13 protein-coding genes are annotated in these 21812 nt (G+C 31.9%); 6 read left to right on the top strand and 7 right to left on the bottom strand.

Annotated elements, in window-relative coordinates; genetic code table 11:
* Positions 1–10: 10 nt before the first annotated feature.
* Both LW133_RS02915 and LW133_RS02910 read left to right on the top strand, forming a co-directional pair.
* Positions 11–2380 carry a ribonucleoside-diphosphate reductase subunit alpha gene (locus LW133_RS02915; protein WP_233076248.1) on the top strand — a complete coding sequence of 790 codons (2370 nt, stop codon included), beginning with the start codon at positions 11–13 and terminating at the stop codon, positions 2378–2380.
* A 73-nt stretch (positions 2381–2453) separates the two neighbouring features.
* Positions 2454–2951, top strand: a complete 498-nt coding sequence (locus tag LW133_RS02910; protein ID WP_233076246.1) for an NAD(P)H-dependent oxidoreductase — start codon at positions 2454–2456, stop codon at positions 2949–2951.
* Positions 2952–3205: 254 nt separating this feature from the next.
* On the opposite strand, the gene LW133_RS02905 is transcribed toward LW133_RS02910, so the two are convergent.
* The 3 genes from LW133_RS02905 to LW133_RS02895 form a co-directional block, all read right to left on the bottom strand.
* Positions 3206–6313 carry an efflux RND transporter permease subunit gene (locus LW133_RS02905; protein WP_233076245.1) on the bottom strand — a complete coding sequence of 1036 codons (3108 nt, stop codon included), beginning with the start codon at positions 6311–6313 and terminating at the stop codon, positions 3206–3208.
* The gene (locus tag LW133_RS02900; RefSeq protein WP_233076242.1) at positions 6313–7434 is read right to left on the bottom strand and encodes an efflux RND transporter periplasmic adaptor subunit; all 1122 of its coding nucleotides are present in this window, start codon (positions 7432–7434) and stop codon (positions 6313–6315) included. Before LW133_RS02900 ends, LW133_RS02905 begins: the two co-directional genes overlap by 1 nt.
* 402 nt (positions 7435–7836) lie before the next feature.
* Positions 7837–9456 (bottom strand): phytoene desaturase family protein, encoded by a 1620-nt coding sequence (locus LW133_RS02895; RefSeq protein ID WP_233076241.1) that lies wholly within the window; start codon positions 9454–9456, stop codon positions 7837–7839.
* 390 nt (positions 9457–9846) lie between these two features.
* On the opposite strand from LW133_RS02895, the gene LW133_RS02890 reads away from it, so the two are divergent.
* The 4 genes from LW133_RS02890 (at position 9847) to LW133_RS02875 (ending at position 14259) form a co-directional block, all read left to right on the top strand.
* On the top strand, positions 9847–11793 hold the full coding sequence (locus tag LW133_RS02890; RefSeq protein WP_233076240.1) for an HsdM family class I SAM-dependent methyltransferase: 1947 nt from the start codon (positions 9847–9849) through the stop codon (positions 11791–11793).
* Complete coding sequence (locus LW133_RS02885; protein ID WP_233076236.1) at positions 11783–12421, top strand: restriction endonuclease subunit S; 639 nt, start codon at positions 11783–11785, stop codon at positions 12419–12421. The genes LW133_RS02890 and LW133_RS02885 overlap by 11 nt, the downstream gene beginning before the upstream one ends.
* Complete coding sequence (locus LW133_RS02880) at positions 12418–13539, top strand: restriction endonuclease subunit S (protein WP_233076235.1); 1122 nt, start codon at positions 12418–12420, stop codon at positions 13537–13539. Before LW133_RS02885 ends, LW133_RS02880 begins: the two co-directional genes overlap by 4 nt.
* 135 nt (positions 13540–13674) lie before the next feature.
* Complete coding sequence (locus tag LW133_RS02875; protein WP_233076234.1) at positions 13675–14259, top strand: NAD(P)H-dependent oxidoreductase; 585 nt, start codon at positions 13675–13677, stop codon at positions 14257–14259.
* 72 nt (positions 14260–14331) lie between these two features.
* On the opposite strand, the gene LW133_RS02870 is transcribed toward LW133_RS02875, so the two are convergent.
* From LW133_RS02870 to LW133_RS02855, 4 genes are all read right to left on the bottom strand, one after another.
* Entirely contained in the window at positions 14332–14544 is a 213-nt protein-coding gene (locus LW133_RS02870; protein WP_233076233.1) for a restriction endonuclease subunit S domain-containing protein, read from the bottom strand.
* 206 nt (positions 14545–14750) lie between these two features.
* Positions 14751–16382, bottom strand: coding sequence for an RNA-directed DNA polymerase (locus LW133_RS02865; protein ID WP_233076230.1), 1632 nt, complete (start codon positions 16380–16382; stop codon positions 14751–14753).
* Positions 16372–18693: an EcoAI/FtnUII family type I restriction enzme subunit R gene (gene hsdR, locus LW133_RS02860; protein WP_233076228.1), complete on the bottom strand. Its 2322-nt coding sequence runs from the start codon at positions 18691–18693 to the stop codon at positions 16372–16374. The genes LW133_RS02865 and hsdR overlap by 11 nt, the downstream gene beginning before the upstream one ends.
* A gap of 383 nt (positions 18694–19076) precedes the next feature.
* Positions 19077–21782, bottom strand: a complete 2706-nt coding sequence (locus tag LW133_RS02855; protein WP_233076226.1) for a DNA translocase FtsK — start codon at positions 21780–21782, stop codon at positions 19077–19079.
* Between the last annotated feature and the right edge of the window lie 30 nt (positions 21783–21812).

Genomic DNA, 21812 nt, shown 5'->3' with positions numbered 1-21812 from the left:
AGGAAGAAAAATGATTACAGTTACCAAAAGAAATGGCAGAATAGAACCTCTAGATCTTACAAAAATCCATAAATACACCTTAAGTGCAGTAAGGGGCCTTAGCGGTGTAAGTCAAAGTGAACTTGAAACTAGTAGCCATATTTATTTTAAAAATGGTATCACTACCGAAGAAATCCAACAAAGTCTTATTAAAACCGCTGTAAGCAAGATTGAAATTGATGCACCAAATTGGACCTTCGTAGCTGCAAGACTTTTTCTTTATGATCTCTATCACAAAGTTAGTGGCTTTACAGGATATAAAACCCTAAAAGAATATTTTGAAAGAGCAGAAAATGAAGGTAGAATTATTCATGGACTAAAAGAACAATTTGATCTTGATTTGTTAAATAGCCATATCGTACCAGAAAGAGATTTGCAATTCAATTATCTTGGTATCAAAACACTTTATGACCGCTATTTACTAAAAGACAGACAAGACAGACCTATAGAGCTACCACAGCATATGTTTATGGCAATTGCAATGTTTTTAGCACAAAATGAAAAAGATAAAAATCACTATGCTATTCAATTTTATAATGTGCTTTCAAAATTTGAAGTTATCACCGCAACTCCTACTTTATCAAATGCAAGAACCCCACGCCATCAACTAAGTTCTTGTTATATTGGTAGCACTCCTGATAATATCGAAGGAATCTTTGATGCTTACAAAGAAATGGCACTACTCTCTAAATACGGTGGCGGAATTGGTTGGGATTACTCACGCGTAAGGGGATTAGGTAGCTTTATTGATGGACATAAAAATGCTGCAGGGGGCGTGATACCTTTCTTAAAAATTACAAATGATATAGCTATTGCTGTCGATCAACTTGGCACAAGAAAAGGTGCTATTGCTCCATATTTAGAAATTTGGCATAACGATATTCAAGAATTTATTGAATTGAAAAAAAATAGTGGAGAAGAAAGACGCAGAACACATGATCTATTCCCTGCACTCTGGATTTGTGATCTTTTTATGAAAAGAGTGGAAGAAGATTCACACTGGACACTTTTTGATCCCTATCAATGCAGCGAGTTATTAGAACTTTATGGTGAAGAATTTGAAAAAAAATATATCGAGCTTGAAAACTCTGAAGAAATTTTGAAAGAAACAATCAGCGCTAAAACACTTTGGAAAAAAATTCTTACAAATTATTTTGAAACAGGTTCGCCTTTCCTATGTTTCAAAGATAATGCAAACCGTGCTAATCCAAATGGGCATTGTGGAATTATTAGAAGTTCCAATCTCTGTACAGAAATTTTCCAAAATACCGCACCAGATCATTACAAAATAGAAGTTGAGTTTGAAGATGGTACAAAAAAATTTTTTGAAGAAAATATTTTAGTTTGCACAGATGCAGGCGTACAAAAAAAGGCAAATAAAATCACCGCACTAGATTCTTTAAATGGTAAAAAGGTATTTATGTCTCAACGTATTAAGGAAGATGGGAATACTGCTGTATGCAACCTTGCAAGTATTAACCTTAGTCGCATCAACACAAAAGAAGAAATCGAGCGTGTGGTACCTATTGCAGTAAGAATGCTTGATAATGTCATTGATCTTAATCTTTACCCTAATCGAAAAGTAAAAACTACCAACCTATCTAATCGTGCGGTGGGTCTAGGAATCATGGGTGAGGCAGAAATGCTTGCCAGTGCACAAATCCATTGGGGGAGTCAAGAACATTTAGAAAAAATCGATTCTATTATGGAATCTATTAGCTATAATGCTATTCTAGCAAGCTCCAATCTCGCTGTAGAAAAAGGTGTCTACTCTCAATTTAAAGGCTCTAATTGGAGTAAAGGAATTTTTCCGATTGATGTAGCCAATAAAGAAGCTTGTAAACTTGTTGATTGTAAAGGCTTATTTAATCTTGATTATGATTGGGAATTTTTACGCAAAAAAGTCAAAAATGATGGTATGCGTAATGGATATTTAATGGCAATTGCCCCTACCTCAAGTATTTCTATTCTTGCTGGTACTACACAAACTATTGAACCAATTTATAAAGTCAAATGGTTTGAAGAAAATCTCAGTGGCATGATTCCTAATGTTGTACCAAATATGAACCTTAATACACTACCCTATTATATAAGATCTTATGATCTTGATCAAAAACTTATTATCAAGGCAGCAGCTGTGCGTCAAAAATGGATAGATCAGGGACAAAGCACAAATATTTTCATTAAGCTTGAAAATAACCCAAGCATCAAAAGCTTACATGAAATTTATCTACTAGCATGGAAGCTTGGATTAAAATCAACCTACTATCTAAGAAGTGAAAGTCCTGAAGCTAAAGAAGATATCATGGATAGAAGCATAGAATGCTATAATTGTCAATAAACAATTTTCTTTAATTTATAATAACCATCCTATTTTATAATAGTCTCCTTATTATATTTTAAAGGAAAAAACAATGAAAACACTTATACTTTTTGCACACACTTTTTGGAAGGATTCTAAAGTCAATAAAGCACTCTTAGAATCTGTAAAATCATTAGATGATATAACAATTCATAATATTAGCACCGCTTATAGTGATGGTAATATCGATATTCCAGCGGAAATAGAACTACTCAGCCAAGCTGATAAAATTATTTTTCAATTTCCACTTTTTTGGTTTAGTACTCCATCGCTTTTAAAAGAATGGCAAGATCGCATTTTAACAGCAATTTTATATGGTGAAAATAAAGATCTTTTAAAAGGTAAAAAATTTCAGATTATTACAACTTTAGGCGGAGCAGAATCTAGCTATGATGGACATCATGGAGTAACTTTAGAAGAACTTTTAAAGCCAATTTATCACGCACTTAAGTATTGTGGTTGCGAATATGTAGAGCATTATGCAATCTTTCAAGCCAATGTTGATAACCTTGATCTTAATGCTTATCACAATGCAATCAAACTTGGTTAAAAAATATGGCAGTTCTTGCCATATTTTTCCAACAAAATCACCAAAATTACTTTATATTTTATGCAAAAAAGTTTAATTTTATAAATACCAGCAATTCTTACTAGCAGTATTTATAATAAATATTCACTAAAAATACCTATCACAAATCCTATTCGCTAAAGTTTTTACTGATACACACCTCTTTTACCCCCTCTACTTTTAATCCCCCCTACCTTTTCTTTTTTATTTATCAATACCTCTTTGAATTCTAAAATCTAAAACCTAGATTTTAACCATTCGCCAAGTCTAGCCAAATACACATACATCAAAGGAATAAAAAATACTGCCAAAAATGTCGCTGCAAGCATCCCACCAATCACACCTGTAGCAATAGAATGTCGCCCTAGTGCTCCTGCCCCACTACTTAATGCCAAAGGCAATACTCCTAGCCCAAAAGCAAGTGAAGTCATCACAATAGGTCTAAAACGCAATTTTGCCGCCTGCAATGCTGCAGCAACAATACTTTTTCCATCTTTTTCCCGCAAATGCATTGCAAACTCTACAATCAAAATTGCATTTTTTGCAGATAATGCAATAAGCACTAAAAGTCCAACTTGAAAATACACATCATTCTCAAGTCCTCGCAAATAAGTTGCCAAAATCGCACCAAATACCCCAAATGGTACCGCACTAAGCACTGCTAAAGGCATCAACCATCGCTCATATTGTGCTACTAGAATTAAAAATACAAAAAGCAATCCAAAAGCAAAAGCAACACTTCCACTACTTGCACTAGCCTTTTCTTGATAGCTTGCCCCAGAATACGCCAAACTATAGCCTGAAGGCAAAATATTTCTTGCCACTTCTTCAAGCGCATCCATCACTTGCGCACTAGAATATCCCATATTTTGATATCCAATAATTTGTGCAGCAGGAAAGAGATTAAAACGATTTACAATTTCTGCTCCTGCAATACGTTTGAAAGAAATCAATGCGCTAAGTGGCACAAGATTATCATCATTACTTTTAACAAAAATTTTACTCAAATCTTGTGGATTTTTTCTAAAATCTTCACCTGCTTGCATAATTACACGGAAAGTCCGATTATAAAGTTCAAAATTATTGACATAATAATTTCCAAAGGTTAGTTGCATTGTCGTAAAGACATCATTAATATTTACATTCAATGCTGCAGCATTTTCACGATTTAAAAAAATCTCATACTGTGGTGTATCTACAGAAATATTAGTAAAAACCCTCTGAAATTCCGGTCTCTTTGAAGCTTCTTCTACAATCAAATCTGCATAATGCTTCAAATCCTGCATACTTCCGCCCTCTTTATTCTGCAAGAATGCATTCACTCCACTTGCATCCAAGCCAATAATTGTTGGTGCTTGTGCCAAAATAAAAGTCGCATAGGGATAGGCTTCCAATTCTTTTGTAAGTTTTGCAATAATCTCTCTATCGCTTTGTCCTTTTTCCTTACGCTTACTCCAATCTCTTAATCTTTCAAATGCAATTCCCCCATTGGTTTTAAAACTAAATACCAAAAAGCTAAAGCCTGAAATTGTTGTCTGCTCTTCGATAAGGTCATATTTTTTTAATGTCTTTGTTAAAAACTTTTGCGCTTCAATAGTCCTTGAAAGCGAACTACCTTCTGGTAAAATCGTATGCACCACAATAGTTCCCATATCTTCATTAGGCACAAGAGACTTTGGAGTTTTTTGGAAAAGCACATAAATCCCTCCCAACATAATAAAGAAAATCAATACCAAAAATACACCTCTACGCAACCCTCTTGCCACTTGATTAGAAAATTTATAAGTCAGCTTTTCAAAAAAAGAATTAAATTTTTTAATTACAAAATTTGGTGCATGTTGATTATTTTTGAGCAATAATGCACAAAGTGCCGGTGTAAGTGTCAGAGCTACAAAACCAGAAATTACTACTGAAACTACAATCGTAATTGCAAATTGTTTATAAAATTCTCCACTAAACCCGCCAATAAATGCCACGGGTAAAAATACTGCACTAAGCACAAGCACAATAGCAACCACCGCTCCACTAATCTCTCTCATAGATTCTATAGTTGCTTCTTTAGCATTAATATGCTTTTGATGCATAATCCGCTCGACATTTTCAATCACAATAATTGCATCATCTACAACAATACCAATTGCAAGAATCAAACCAAAAAGCGTCAAAAGATTAATAGAAAATCCAAATAAATACAACCCTGCAAAAGTCCCAATAATAGACACAGGAATTGCAATTACTGGAATTAGTGTTGCCCTCACACTTCCTAAAAAGATATAAATTACCAACACCACGAGTATAATAGCTTCAATAAAAGTTTTTAACACCTCATGAATAGATGCGGTAATAAACTCTGTAGGGCGGAATGGGTTTGAATAATGCATTCCTTCAGGAAATTTTTTACTAAGTTCTTGTATTACTTCATTAACTTTTTTTGCCACTTCCAGCATATTTGCCCCTGGCTGCAAAGTAATTCTAATAGGCACAGATGATGTTTCATTATAAAAATTTTCTGTGAGATAATCTTGTGCACCAAGCTCAACTTTTGCAATATCTTTTAGTCTCAAAGTTGAACCATTTGCATTTGCACGAATAATAATATTTTCAAATTCCTTGACACTAGAAAATAATCCTTTAGTAACAATTGTATAAGAAAATGCGGATTTTGAAATAGGTTCAGCGCCAAATTTCCCCGGTGCAAATTGTGCATTTTGCTCTTGTACTTTTTTCAAAACTTCTGTAGGCGAGAGGCCATATTGCTTTAATTTTTCAGGATTAAGCCAAATTCGCATTGCATAATTTTGTAAACTCCACAATTGCACATCCCCTGCCCCTGGGATTCTTTTGAGTTCATCTACAATATTTAAAAGTGCGTAATTTGCAATAAAAAGTTGAGAGTGATTAGGGTTATCAGAATACAAATGATACAACCCCACAACAGCAGTTGATCCTTTCCTAACGCTCACACCAAGGCGCTGTACTTCTATAGGAAGCTGACTTAAAACAGCCTGCACGCGATTATTGACATTTACCACTGCCATATCACCATTAGCTTCATTACTAAAAAATACATTAATTCTAAATTCACCGCTTGATGGCGAGGTAGATTGGATATAAATCATATTTTCTACCCCATTAATACTATTTTCTAACACACTTACCACACTTGTTGAAATGCTCTCAGCATTTGCACCAGGATAACTTCCACTTACCACCACTTGTGTCGGAACTACTTTTGGATATTGCTCAATTGGCAAAGAAAACATGCACAAAAGCCCTGCAATTATCACAATAATAGACATTACAATTGATAGTGCGGGACGATGAATAAAAAACTTAGAAAACATTATTTTGCCTTTTTGAGTTGCAATTCTTGAAAGGTAATTGATGCATTTGGTCTAAGACGCAAAAGATTGGTAACAATTACATATTCTGCACTCTCTAATCCCGAATTTATCAAAATCCAACTACCCACAATTTTCCCTGTTTGCACATAAGCTTTTTTAACAATACCTTGCTTATTATTATTTGTCTGTGGGACAAAAGTATAAACAAAGCTCCCTTGTCCATCTTGCATAAGTGCTTCTTGTGGAATTGCAATAGCATTTTTTCGCATAATTCCCTCTAAGCGCAATTCTACAAATTCATTAGGAGTTAACATATAAGAATCATTTTGCACAATTGCTCTAGCATGCATACTTGAAGTGTTTTGATCCAATACGCTATCTAAAAAATCAATACTTCCTACTTGATCATATATCGTGCCATCATTTAACACATATCTCACTTTAATTGCACTAATATCATTTGCAACAAAAAAATGTAGATCTTTATTAGGGATTGCAAAATCAGCATAAATAGGACTTAGTTGTGTGATTGTTGTTAAGACATTATTATTTCCATTTCCCACAAGATTGCCTACATCATATTTTCTTGCTCCAACTTTTCCAGAAATACTTGCACGCACCTCTGTATAATCTAAATCAATTAATGCATATTTTAGTGCAGCATTAGCATTTTCTAGTTTTGCTTTTGCGGTTTTATAGTTAAATTCTGAAACATCATACACATCAACAGTAATAACTTTTTGCTTATAAAGCTTTGCGGTTCTTTTAAAATCTCTACTTGCTTTTTGCAAGTTTGCCTCTGCAGTGCTCACATCTGCTCGCAATTGATCAACCCTTGCACGATATCGCGAAGGATCGATTCTAAATAAGACATCACCCTGCTTTACAAAGCTACCTTCTTTAAAATTCTGCTCCATCAAAATTCCCTCTACACGCGCATAGATATCACTTTGTTGGATACTTTTCAGGCGTGCAGGATAGCGAAAAACCAACTCAATATCCCTAGGAACAATCTTAATACCACTTGCATTGATAATTTTATTTTGAGCACTTTGAGTTTTTACATCCTTACAAGCAACAAAAAATAACACCAAACCAAAACAAATAATAACTTTTTTCACTTTAAAACCACTCCTATATTAAAATTATAATTATAAAAAAATTTTTTAATATAGTTTAAATATATTTTCATAAGCTTCTTTAATTTTTTTATATTTTTCTTTAATAAAATGTATCTCTCAATCCCCTATATATCATAGATAAAACAAACAATTATCAATAATAAAATAATATATATTGCACCAAAAATGTGCTAAAAACTCATTCTAGTTTATGCAATAAAAACTAAAATGACAGATAATTGCAAAGAGAATATAAATAGAACCTTAAATACAACATTACTATGCTTAAACCTCACTCATTTTTAACTTACAGTTAATCATAGTAAAATCCCTTATTTTCTTAAAATTTTCCATATAACCCCATAAAAGCACAATAAAAAATTTGTATTTAAAGCTTTTAATTTAAATCACTTTTAACAATGTACTTATCCCCATAGAAAATGCAATACCAAAAATAAAACATAATGTAATACGCTTTGCATAAAAATAAGGATCTAAAATCTTTTTAGCAGTTCTATAACCGCCCAAAATCGCACCTGTAAAACCACCACCTGGAAATCCAAATGCAGATGCAAAATAAAGATTCTTAATACTCTTTGACTTGAATCTCTCTCTACCAATAAAGCCCTCCCTATCTTGATCATAGCCATAGATTGCACCCTTTCTTGTGCGAGTATAGCGTTCAATAGTTTTTGGCGTAGCAAGCTCTATGTGGATACAATACTGCATAATTCCTGGATACACACGCTCTAATCTCTTCACCAATGCATTTTGCAATTCCTCTTTTTTAGCCCTATAAGCTTCTTTATCCGAATTTTCCCATTCTTCATAATAGCTATACACTGCACCAACACCAAGATACCTATCACTTCTATCACTTAGCCCACTATCAATTTTAGAATAATTCACAAAAGCAAAATCGCGATTTTCTATAGGTATATTTGCAGAATCTGTATTTTTCTCATCAAAAGATTGATGGAAATACTTTTCATCCACAAGAAATGTAGAATAATCCATATTTGGATAAATCTCACTTAAATTTTTATCAAAAATCATATACAAAGATACAAGCGATGTAGTAAGAAGAAAACCTTGTGTGAGTTTAAAATCTTTTCTATACTCATTTACCGAGAGATTTAAAAGCTTTGTATAGACAATATGTGGATCACAATTAGCAATAATTACATCTGCAAAAATCTTTTTTTCTTCTCCACTCTTTTTATTGATATATCTTACACCTTTAGCACTCCTAAATTCATGCAAAATCTCTACTACATCAGCATTTATCAAAACTTCTCCACCATTTTCTCTAATAATCTCACTTAAAGAATCAGAAAGCTTTTGTGAACCACCTTTAATATACACACCTCTATTGTAATAATTGCTTTGTGCAATGGCATGGTAACTCCAGATAAATTTAAAGGGATTATGATGATAATAAGATATATTGATATTTAAAATTCTCTTTAGTTTAGAATCTTTAATACAAGAATTTAGCACTTCGCCCACACTTTTGTTAGAAAACATATTATAAGCAAAGAAAATAAGTGTAGTAAGTGGTGCAAAGAAAAAGTCCAAAAATTTCATATCAAAAGGAAATTTTCGTACCAAAAAGCTTTGAAATGCAATTTTTTTAAAATATTTTTTTATGCCTTCTTTTTCATGTGGAAATGCCTTAATTAAAGCTTCTTTTGTATATCCATGTGGGATTGTTAAAACCTCATTTGGTCTATTTTGCTCTATAATACTCCATGCGCTAGGAAGAGCAATAAGCTCTAACTTTTTATCAAGACCCAAATTTTTAAACACCACATGTTTAATATCTCTTTTTTCACTTCCAAAGTCCATTTCATGCAATCCTGCATCTACTAGCATACCCTTGCGCTTAAAGCAAGTCGCACACCCTCCAACTAAGCTATGTTGCTCTAGCACTAGCACTTTTTTTCCTGCTTTTGCAAGAGTAGCTCCACTACTTAATCCGCCAAGTCCAGAACCAATGATAATTGCATCATATTTTTGCATAAAACTCCCTATGATTTTTTAAGGTCGAAATTTTAACTATAAAATTTTAATTTTTTGTGTATTTTTATGTAAAGTAATAAAATTATAGTAGTGATAAAAATTAATTTTAAGTCATAGTGTATTTTTAAATCAATCCAAAAACTATAAAAATGCATAAAAACACACTATTTGACTTATAAATACAAAAATAACAAATTAGACATAAAAAGACGCGATCCTGCAAATTCACTATATTCCACAATCACCACAATAAAAACTACAAAGTTTTTACTGGATTTAACAAGCTAAAAATAAACTTCCTTAGAATCATGCTTTCATAAAGGTATTAAAGGTATAATAATATTTTCAAATCACTAAACATAGTAAATAATTAAAAACTAAGGTTATCTAATGGCGAGAAAAGAAGCACAAACTGATTTATGGGTGTATGAACTTTTAAAAGAAGCAAATATAAACTTGACTTATCAAGGATCAAATATAAAAGAATTAAATGATGCTTTGGCTAGTGCATCTAAAAGAGGCACAAAACATAGTGGATATCCTGAATACTGCGGTGTGGTTAAAGATTTTGTAATCGTGATTGAAAATAAAGCAGATATAAGCAAACATAGCAAATTTGACAACAACAATCTTATCTCACAAAATCAAAAAGATGTAGAAAATTACGCACTTAATGGTGCTTTATGGTATGCAAGGCATATTGTCGAAAATCAAAATACCTATAAAAAAATTTTTGCCATCGCTGTAAGTGGGGATAGTAAAAGACATAAGATTACGCCTATTTTTATAGATAATGGAGCATTGATAAAAGAACCTTTAAAGGATATTGAGACTTTTAAATTATTAAATGAGAAAAATATAGAAGAATACTATAAAAGAGAGGTACTAAAAGAAGAATCTAGTAAGCAAAAAACTAAAGAAGAAATAGAAAAAATTGCTGCAAATTTGCATGAAGATTTAAGAAATTATGGAGCATTAGATGACAGGAATAAGCCATTAGTGGTAGCTGGGATTTTGCTCGCATTAGATGAAATGAGAACTAAAAATCTTGATTTAGAATATCTAAATAATGATAAAGTTGATTCTGATGGAAAGAAAATTTATGAACTTATAGAATCTAATTTAAAAAGGTCCAATCTTGCGCCAGAAGTAAAGCGTGATAAAGTTTTAATACAATTTTCTGTTATCAAAGATACTAAAAAGATTAATGAACTTTGCGAAATTACAGATAAAAAAGGTTTAAAAATTTCTTGCACTCCCTTAAAGCATTATGTAAAATTTATTAAAGAAAATATTTTTGATTCTATTCATACTATCAAAAATTCAGATGATTATTTAGGTATATTCTATAGTGAGTTTATGCGTTTTAGTGGTGGCGATGGGCAAACTTTGGGTATTGTACTTACACCTACACATATTACGGAGTTATTTTGTGATTTAGTGAAATTAAAAGCAACAGATAAGGTACTTGATCCTTGCTGTGGCACGGGCGGATTTCTAATTACTGCTATGGATTATATGCTACTTCAAGCACAAAATGAAGGACAGAAAGATAGCATAAAGAAAAAACAGCTTTTTGGATTTGAACTTCAATCTTTTATGTTTGCCGTTGCTACCGCTAATATGGTTCTAAGAGGTGATGGAAAAAGCAATCTTTATGATGAAGATTTTTTAAAACACAATCCCATAAAACTTCAAGAAGATTTTATGGCAAATATAGGCTTTATGAATCCTCCTTATTCTCAAGGAAAAATTGATAAGAATTTAACTGAAATTGCTTTTAGTGAACATCTTTTAAATTCTATTGTAAAGAATGGCAAAGTAGTTGTTATTGTGCCACAGTCTGCTATGACAGGAAAAAGCAAAGAAGAAAAGGTAATAAAAGCAAATATCTTAAAATATCACACACTAGAAGGCGTTATTACATTAAATAAAAATACTTTTTATGGCGTGGGGACCAATCCTTGTATTGCAGTTTTTACAGCTGGTGTACCACATGATGAGAGTAAAATTTGTAAATTTATTAATTTTGAAGACGATGGCTTTGAAGTGCAAAAACATAGAGGTTTAGTAGAAACTATACACGCGCAAGATAAAAAAGCTTATTTGTTAGATGTTTGGCATGATAAAATTGAAGCTCCAACAAAATTTTGTGTTAAAACTAGCATTGAAGCAGACGATGAATGGTTGCATAGTTTTTATTATTTTAACGATGAGATTCCAACTCATGAAGAATTTGATAAAACAATGGCAGATTATCTCACTTTTGAATTTAACATGATCACTCATGGGAGAGGTTATCTATTTGGACTAGAGGATGAAAAAAATGATGAATAAAGATGTAAATACTCTGAATCTAGAATGGAAAGAGTTTAATTTTTCCGAAATTTTTAAAGAGATAAAACGAGGAAAAAGATTAATCAAAGAAAATCAAACTCAAGGGAAGACACCTTATGTGTCTTCAAGCTCTTTAAATAATGGTGTGGATAATTTTATAGATAATGAGGAGGGCGTAAGAAAATTTAGCAATTGCATTTCTTTAGCAAATAGTGGGAGTGTTGGAAGTGTATTCTTTCATTCTTATGATTTTATAGCAAGTGATCATGTTACACAGCTATACAATCCTAGATTCAACAAATATATTTATTTATTTTTACTCCCTATTATAACGCGTCTTAAAGAAAAATATAGCTTCAATCGTGAAATAAATGATAAAAGAATTAAGAGAGAAAAATTACTCCTCCCTATAGATTCTACAGGCAATCTGCACTGGGAATTTATGGAATCTTATATAAAAAATATCGAGCAAAAATATATTAAAAAAGTAGTTAATTACTACAATAAAAAATTACTAAATAATACAGGGGGGGGGGGCAACTACCTACTTATAACAACACCTCACAAAACCACAACAACGCCTCTTATAGCTATCAAAAGCGCATTTTCATTGAGGATGGCCTCATGAAAATTGCACATGAAAAACTTATATTAGAAAATATAGAATGGAAAGAGTTTAAGATAAGTGAGATATTTGAGATTCACACAGGTGCTTTAATACATCAAAAGGATATCAAGGTAGGAACAATTCCTCGTATTACTGCTACAGATTTTAATAATGGTGTTGCTTTTTTTACAAACTATATAAAACATAAAAATTTTAGAACTTTGGAAAACTTCATTAGTATTTCATTTTTAGGGAGTGTTTTTTATCAACCTAAAAAAGTGAGTTTGGATATGAAGATTCACGGAATCAAAGCAAAAAATAAGGAATTTAATCATTATTTAGCTCTTTTTTTAATTCCGTTAATTAAAAAATTTACTTTTAAATATTGTTATGGCTATCAACTATCCACATCTGTTTTAAAAAACCAAAAATTACTCCTCCCCGTAGATTCTACAGGTAATCCAAACTGGGAATTTATGGAAAACTATATGAAAAATATAGAAAAAGCACATTTAGAAAAAATTACTGCTTATTATCATGCGAAATTAAAGCAAATTAATAACGGGGGGGGGGTAATATTTACTCTTGATGAATATAGAGATTTTATCCATCAAGATGAGTTAAAGAATATTCAATGGAAAGAGTTTGTAATAGGTGAAATTTTTGAGATTCAAGCTACGATTAATGGAATTGATAAAAATAAGCTAAATGGCAAAAAGGGTGATTATCCTTATGTTACAAGAAGTGATAAAACTAATGGAATAGATGATTTTATAGCCATGCAAGATGCTTATAAATTTAATAAATCTAATGTAATCACGATAGGATTGGACACACAAACAGCTTTTTATCAAAATAGCCCATTTTATACAGGACAAAATATCCAGATTCTAAAATATAAAGAAATTAATAAACATAATGCACTCTTTATAATTATTACACTTAAAAAACTTATGAAAAAATTTAGTTGGGGTGGGAATGGAGCAACACTTACAAGATTAAAAAGGGGGAAAATTCTTCTCCCCGTAGATTCTACAGGCAATCCAAACTGGGAATTTATGGAAAACTATATGAAAAATATAGAATTACAAAAAATACAAAAACTTATAAAATATTATCAAGAAAAATATTTATTATAAAGCATCAAATCAAGCACTAAAGACATTGAAACATCAATACTTTACTATGGCAAAGTATAATAAACACCATAGATACTAGGATAAAGAAATCTTAATGATGCATATTTGTCATAGTAAAAATACAAAAGGAAAATCATGAAAAATATACTTTTAATTAATGGAGCAAAAGATTTTGGACTTTCTAAAGGGAGATTGAATTCCACTTTGCACGATGTGGCAAAAGACACTCTACAATCTTTAGGACTCTATATAAATGAAACACATATAGACAAGGGCTATGATGCAGAAGTAGAAGTACAAAAAATTCTAGATTCTGATGCAATTATCTATCAAATGCCTGGCTGGTGGATGGGCGAACCTTGGATTGTCAAAAAATATATCGATGAAGTCTTTAATGCAGGGGCGGGAAAACTCTATGCTAATGATGGTAGAAGTAGAGAAGATATAAGTAAAAAATATGGTAGCGGTGGATTATCGCAGAATAAAAAATATATGTTTTCTTTAACTTGGAATGCACCACTAGAAGCTTTTACAGACAAAGAGCAATTTTTTGAAGGTGTGGGTGTAGATGGCGTATATTTGCACTTACATAAAGCGCATCAATTTTTAGGTATGAGTGCATTGCCAACTTTTATCTGTAATGATGTGATAAAAAACCCACAGGTACAAAAATATATAGAAGATTATCAAGCACATTTATTAAAAGTGTTTGGTGCTTAAAAGATAGAGAATCTAACAAATATGGCAATATTTATGCATAGCATAATTTATATTGCCTCATTCTTTGTATTGCTATTTCTTACTTTTCTGGGCTTGTGCTTTATTGTTGCTTGCGATATATACAAAATGAGATTTAATAGACAGTCTTAGAAATTCTTGAAATTTTATAACACTATCATTCACTCTAATAATATGCAATTCTGTGGTTCTAGCACCAAAACCATTTTCTAGCTTATCAAAAATCACAGATTTCCTATTTTTAAAACAAGGGGTAATTTTAGCCACCCCAATATCTCCTTACTTAAAATTCGTAAAACCTTTTTTGACTTCTTTCCATTTTTTAACTTTATAAGAGAAATCGTTGCTATATCCATCTAAATTTTATCCATAGATATAAAAGATACATTTATGTTATCATCAATTTTATTTCTAGGATTGATTTCACTAACCTCTCCTAAACTTTTTAACCTCCTGCACTTGCGGTAAATTTGTCATTGAAATTCCTGTTTAATAAAAGATATATTTTTATTTTTTAGCTGTTTCCAATCTATACATTGATCAAGCACTTTATCATCTTCTCGCAATAAAACTTCATAAGCAAACAACCAATATTCATCATCTAAAATTGTAATATTTCCATTTTTTTTTAAAGTTTGGTTTGTAATAAACTGCTTTGCTACTTTTTTATATTCTTCTATATCATTATCATTCTTTTTGTCATAAAGATAGCATAATAACATCAAGATGCAATCTTCTTCTCTTTTTGCTTCTTCCAATAGACTAAGCTCTTCTTTTAGTTTAAAGTTGTATTTTAGTGCAAAATAAAGAGCATAAGACATTGCCTCATAGTTTCTCTTTTCTTTACCTAAACTAAAAATATCTAAAGATATTTTTTTTATATATTCTTGTGAAATAATATTTTTTTGAAATATTTCATCTAGTAAAAAAATCAAATATGGATAGAGTAAGACTAGATGATGAATTGTGTTAATAAAATATTTTTTAGCACTCGATGTCATTTTATTTTTGATTAAAATCTGAAATGCATAGTTTAAAATCGCAGCGTTATTTTTGTTATCTTTCATTAATTCCAAAGCCATATCCAAAAATGGTGCTATTCCGGTATATTTTATTTTGCCATTATAAGAATCTAATTTGAAAAGCTTTAATTTTCTTACCCACTCTTCTTCAAATGAGCTGGGTAATTCTATGATTTCTGTTTTTTTATGATTTAAGGATAGTCCATATTTTTTAAGTTCCATAGACAAATCCAAGAGAAACTTTTCAGCTTCTTCATAAGATTTAACATAGCAAGTATAATCATCTATATTTCTAATATATTCATATTTTTTACTAAGTTTATAATCAGCTGCTACCAAAATAATTTCAGAAATTAAATTTGAGCTATGAGGACCAATTAAGATTCCGTGTGTTTCTCCATAATTAAGCCATTGTGTAGATTTATCTATCTCATTGTAATATGGTTTATCTTTACCCTTATTTTTATCTTCTTTAGCCATTTTTTTTCCAACCAAAGCCCAAGATATAGCATGCGTATAGATGCTAGGGAAACAATTTGAAATATCTGCTTTTACTTTATATCTTTTTCCAATAAAAATTTCTTGTTCTGGTGCTCCATCAAACTTATAGTTTTTAAAATTCATGTTGAAAATTTTTTGTATGATTTTACTCTCCAATATAGCGTTATTTAAATTGTAATCTCTGTAATCTATAAATTTTTTGTTGTCTAATTTTCTAATATGAATACGACTAATTTTATATTTATTACTCTTAGTTTTTTTGTAAAAATATTTTTTTAATTTTTTCCAACTTTCCTTTAAAACCTTACATTGTTTATAATATACAAATGGATGCGGTATTGATAAGATTCTAGGAATATTAATATTCCTCATATTTTCATATTTAATATATCTATATTCTTTTTGTTCAAAACATGGTTCATTTGATTTGCAAAACTCAAAGAAAGTTTCTGATGTTAGAAAATTTGGTATCTTTTCAGCAAACATACCATATCCTAGCAATCCCTCATAAAGTTCATCTGTTGTTATTTGATTAAGACACTCGTAATATGTTTTTGTGCTTTCTTGATTTTTATACCCCATATATCTCCCTCTGAAGTTCCTCTATACTCTCTCTTAGCATAGGGATTCCGCCAAAGTCCTCTACTATCTCATATGCCTTACCAAGTGAGCTAAGCTCTAGTAGTCTGCCAAGATTGTTAAAATCATTAATCCCATGCTCTTCATAATATCCAAGCAAAAATTCTATAAGCCTTATCGTCCTTTCTTTGTGAAATTTTGATAAAAAGCCACTATTTTTCACGCTTAACACCCGCTCACTGCGTGATAAGATCTCACTATTAAAGCTAATATGTGCCAAAATATCATAAATATCGCAATCTTTTCGCTCAAAAATCTCTTTTAGATTCTCTAGCACCTCACTATCTATCCCCTCATTTGCAAGACTTTTTAAAAAAGCGTCTCTATTTTCTGCATTACTCCACATCTCTTTTAATTTCTTTTCATTATTATAAAAACTCCCAAGCTTACCGATTAAGAATTCTAAAAACTCCTTTGTGCCTAGTGGTCTGCCATCTCCTCCTATATAGCGTGTCTCTATATCTAGCACTTTTAACTTTGTGCCTTTTAGGTGGATAATCACCTTTTGTTTTGGAGGAGTGTCATCATCTTTATCACTGCTTTTATTGTCCTCTCTTATAATTCTAGAATCTTCCTTATCATCTCCGCTTACAACATTACTCTCCCCATCCCATTTTGGATCATAAAAGAGCTTTGTAGCCCCAAAGAAATCTAAAATTGTAAAAAAGTCCTTATTCTCATAGATTCTCGTGCCTCGTCCTATGATTTGCTTAAACTCTATTATCGAGCCTATATTTGCCAAAAGCACGATATTTCGTACATTCCTAGCATCTACACCAGTTGTTAGCATTTTGGAGCTTGTAAGGATTACTGGATATTCTTTATCATTATCTTGAAATGCTTTTAGAGAATTTAGCCCGTCAACTCCCTCATCGCTTGTAACCCTCATACAATATTCCTTTTTATTTACCTCCTTAAACTTATCAATAGCCACTTTCATAGCACTTGCATGGGCTTGATTGGCACAAAAAATGATCGTTTTATCCATAGGATTAATGAGTTTTAGAATCTTTTTAGCGATAAATTCATTATATTTTGGAAGCGTGATAGTGCGTTCAAACTCGCCTGGCTCATAATACTCTTTTTCTAACTTTCCTTGCACGATATCATCTAGATTATGCGTATAGCCATCATTTAAAGAGGTTATAATACGCTTGACCTTATAAGGCGTTAAGAAGCCATCTTCTATGCCCTCTTTTAGACTATACTCATACACCGCATCGCCAAAATATTTATAAGTATCTATATTATCACTTCTTTTTGGTGTAGCAGTAAGCCCTAAATGCACTGCGCTTTTAAAATATTCTAGCACAGCCCTCCAGCTTCCTGTCTCATTTGCCCCGCCTCTGTGGCATTCATCAATAATAATAAGATCAAAGAAATCCTTAGGGTATTGCAAATAAAACTTGCTCTCTATCCCCTCTTGTATATCTTTTTCTTCTCTATCTTTGGATTTATCCACACTACTTAAACTTTGATAGATTCCAAAAAACACATCACCGCTTGTAGGCACTCTACCTTCATTTTTCTTTAATTCTTCTGCACTGATTTCTTTACAATCGCTTTCTATATAGTTAAATTCACTTAAAGCTTGATTACGCAAAGTAATACGATCACAAAGAAATAAAATCTTTGGTTTTCTATTAGCATTCTCTAAATTCCACTTAGATTCTAAAAGGCGATAGCATAGTGCAAAGGCTATAGTAGTCTTACCTGTGCCAGTGGCTAGAGTAAGTAAGATTCTATTCTTGTTATTAATTAGGGCTTGCACCACTCTATCTACTGCGATTTTTTGATAATAACGCAATTCTTTTTGTGGGATTTGGTATTCTCTTTGGGTTACAAGCTTATATTGCCATTCTAAAAGATTTCCAAAAGTCCTAGCAAATAAAATCTGTGGGCTTGGAAATTCTTCTATATACCCACCCTCTAAATTGCACATATCATATTCATAAATCTGCTCACCATTTGTCACATATACAAAGCGGATATTTAAGATTTTGGCATATTCTATGGCTTGTGATAGTCCAGATAGAGAATCTTTACCTAGCTTTTTAGCTTCAATAATAGCTAAATTATTATTTTGAAAGCTAAGCAAATAGTCTGCAAATTTTCTCACTCCTCTTTTATTACCAAGTAGCTTTCTACCATCGGTAAAATAATACTCTCGCTTTATACAATCCTCACTCCAATGGGAATCTTTTAACTTTGTATCGATAAATTTTATTCTTGTATCTGCCTCTGAAATATACATGCACTCTCACCAAACATAAATACTATGCTCATTATATCAATTTACAACTTCAACAATAAGGTTTTATAATACTAAATTACTCTATAAGATAAATTTATATTAAAAAATATAGGTATTAAAATTAAAGCTTTACCAGAAACAAATAGAGTCAATTTTATACTTTATATCACCTCAATATCTTTTATATTTGTGTAGTGGGAATATTTTTCATCAGCTGTATAAACAACACTTATATTTTTATCTTTTATAACCTCAAAAATATCAGGGTATAAATATTTTGTCTTTTCTCGATTTTTTTCTAATACCTATTACTTTGTATCTAAAAGCACCTCATCTACTTTGCAACCCCCCCCCCCTAACCTCTTGTTTAAAAAACTACAAAATTATCTCCCTATAATACTTCTTTTACCCTTAGCATCAGGGGCAGATAAAAATCCTTGTCTCTCAAGTTCTTCTACTAGGTTTGCTGCTTTATTATAGCCCACACCCATGCGTCTTTGCAAATTACTTGTAGAGCTAATTCCGTAAGTCAAAATCACTTCTTTTGCTCTTTGCAATTCGGTACTATCAACATTACTCCCCTCAAAATTCTGCTCAATTAATTCTCTTCCTTCCAAATCAAACTCTTCATCATATACTACTTCGCGTTGCATTTTAATGCTCTCTACAATCCTCTCAATCTCCCCTTCACTACTCCATGGGGCATGGATTCTTGTGACATTACTTCCTCCTAGTGCAAATAGCATATCCCCCTTGCCCAACAAACTTTGTGCCCCCTCCATATCAATTACCACTCGAGAATCAATTTTATTACTTACTTTAAAAGCAATGCGTGAAGGAAGGTTGGTTTTAATCAATCCTGTAACAACATCAGCACTTGGGCGTTGTGTCGCTACAATAAGATGCATACCACAAGCCCGCCCCATCTGTGCTATACGTATAATTGGCATTTCAGCATCTTTCCCACCTGTCATCATCAAATCTGCTAATTCATCGATAATAATCACCAAATACGCAAATGGCTCTAGTCCTACAGCCTTGCATTTTTGATTATAACTTTCAATAGTTTTTACCTTAAGCTCTTGCATCATCTTGTAGCGTTTTTCCATCTCTTTTGTAGCTTGGTTAAGCGCAGAAATCGCCTTTTTAGCATCTGTAATAATCGGTGTTAATAAATGTGGGATATCTTCATACAAACTAAATTCCACCATTTTAGGATCCACCATAATCAAACGCAAACTATCAGGGGAGTTGCGATATAAAAGGGAGAGAATCATGGCATTAATCCCCACAGACTTTCCACTCCCTGTAGTCCCTGCCACAAGCAAATGTGGGAGTTTTTTGAGATCTGTAACAAAAGGATTTCCTGCAATATCCTTACCTAATGCCAAAGTTAGTGGAGATGCAGATTGTTTAAAGATCTCGCTTTCTAAAATCTCACGCATATAAACAATTTGTGATTGTGTATTAGGGATTTCAATACCTACGACATTTTTACCAGGAATTGGTGCTTGGATACGAATAGATTGAGCACTAAGCGTCATTGCTAAATCATCACTTAAATTAGAAATTCTACTCACTTTTACATGACCTGCAGGTTTAAATTCAAAAGTACTAATCAAAGGTCCTGTGCAAATTGTAGTCACATCTCCCTCAATCTTAAAAGTCTTTAATTTTTCAATAAGATTTTGCGCTTTCATATCGATTTCTTCTTCATCAATCTCACAATTTTGCAAAGGTGGTTTTGTGAGCAAATCAAGACTAGGTAGAGAATAATTTTGCGGTTTTTGCATTCCTCCTTTTTCCAAATCTTCCAAAAGCATTGTATTTTGACTTACCTCTTTGAGAATCTGAATTTTGCTTTTTCTAGCTACCTTTGGGGTAAAATCCGCAGTAGAGTTTTCAGAAATATCAGAAGTATTTATCTCAAATTTTTCCTCTTTCAAATCACTTTGTGTGTTATCAAGGTTATTTGATGGAACTATAAAATCTAATGAGGGATCTATCGAGTCTTCTGAATTAGAGGATTTTGTGTTTTTTTCTACTGATTGCATAGTGTTTGATGTAGTATTTTGTTTTATAGAACTCCCAAAATCTTGCGTATTTCTTTGCAAATCTTCTTGTCTTTTAAAAAATTGTGTATCTTTTTGGGGGGATTGTGGAGTTTTAGAATGCAAATCTTGCACTAAAGGTTTTGGCGCAGCTTGCGCTGATAAAAAATCTTCATCTCTGGTTTTTTGATTTTTTGTTTGTTCAGAAATTAAAGCGATTTGTTTTTGTGCCTCGCGTTTATTACGCTCTAAAACCTCTTTGACATAGTCATGATTTTGCACAATCTCCAAAGAATTATCTTCCCCTCCTATATACTCCCTCACCTCCGTATTTTCCTTAGGTTTCCCTACTTTAATATCATAAAATACACGCACCTTTGGTTCTATATCTAAAAACCTCTCCCCTTCATCTGTATTTTTTTCTACAAAATCTATTGGGGATTCTAGTTTTTGCTCCTTGAAATCTCTTTGAAAAAAATCATGATCAGTATTGTAAGAGGAAGATTTTTGTAATCTTTTTTCTTTGATTTTCTGCTTAATATTTTTAAAAATTTGGATAATTTTTTTGCCAAAATTCTCCAAAAACCTTAATGCCGCGATACGAAGTTTTTGTATTGCTTGCAAGAAATGCTGCAAAGAAAATAAAACCCATACCACAATACCAAAAGCCAACAATAAAACATAGATTCCAAAAGTCCCAATAATAGCAGAAAGCACTCTTATGACACTTTGACCAAACCCTCCTTTATCTATCCACAAAGCCTGTAAACAAATCACAATAAAAAAGCTCAAAAATCCGGCAAAAATATATTGAGTATGCTCTGTGCTAAATGTGCCATATTTACCATAAAGATAAAGTGGATAAAGCAACAAAATTGGCCATACTGGTGCTAAGATTCCAAAAACAGAGTTATTAAAATAACTAAATCCTCTGCCAAATTCCCCCACAAATCCTCCTGCGCCAAAAATTGTCGCTAAAAATAAAAAAACAAAAAAAGATGCCAAAAATAAACAAACAACTATTTTTTTAATTTTCAAAAAACCCTCTAAATCATTTTTAAAAATTAT

It is taken from the genome of Helicobacter anatolicus (assembly GCF_021300615.1).
GTDB lineage: Bacteria > Campylobacterota > Campylobacteria > Campylobacterales > Helicobacteraceae > Helicobacter_H > Helicobacter_H anatolicus.
Note: the sequence above shows the minus strand (reverse complement) of the source record. Positions and strands in the feature narration are given on the sequence as shown.

Coding starts and splice junctions, on each gene's coding strand:
- LW133_RS02865 (WP_233076230.1), bottom strand. CDS start 16,382: ATGGGGTATAAAAATCAAGAAAGCACAAAAACATATTACGAGTGTCTT.
- hsdR (WP_233076228.1), bottom strand. CDS start 18,693: ATGTATATTTCAGAGGCAGATACAAGAATAAAATTTATCGATACAAAG.
- LW133_RS02890 (WP_233076240.1), top strand. CDS start 9,847: ATGGCGAGAAAAGAAGCACAAACTGATTTATGGGTGTATGAACTTTTA.
- LW133_RS02895 (WP_233076241.1), bottom strand. CDS start 9,456: ATGCAAAAATATGATGCAATTATCATTGGTTCTGGACTTGGCGGATTA.
- LW133_RS02880 (WP_233076235.1), top strand. CDS start 12,418: ATGAAAATTGCACATGAAAAACTTATATTAGAAAATATAGAATGGAAA.
- LW133_RS02905 (WP_233076245.1), bottom strand. CDS start 6,313: ATGTTTTCTAAGTTTTTTATTCATCGTCCCGCACTATCAATTGTAATG.
- LW133_RS02875 (WP_233076234.1), top strand. CDS start 13,675: ATGAAAAATATACTTTTAATTAATGGAGCAAAAGATTTTGGACTTTCT.
- LW133_RS02910 (WP_233076246.1), top strand. CDS start 2,454: ATGAAAACACTTATACTTTTTGCACACACTTTTTGGAAGGATTCTAAA.
- LW133_RS02915 (WP_233076248.1), top strand. CDS start 11: ATGATTACAGTTACCAAAAGAAATGGCAGAATAGAACCTCTAGATCTT.
- LW133_RS02885 (WP_233076236.1), top strand. CDS start 11,783: ATGATGAATAAAGATGTAAATACTCTGAATCTAGAATGGAAAGAGTTT.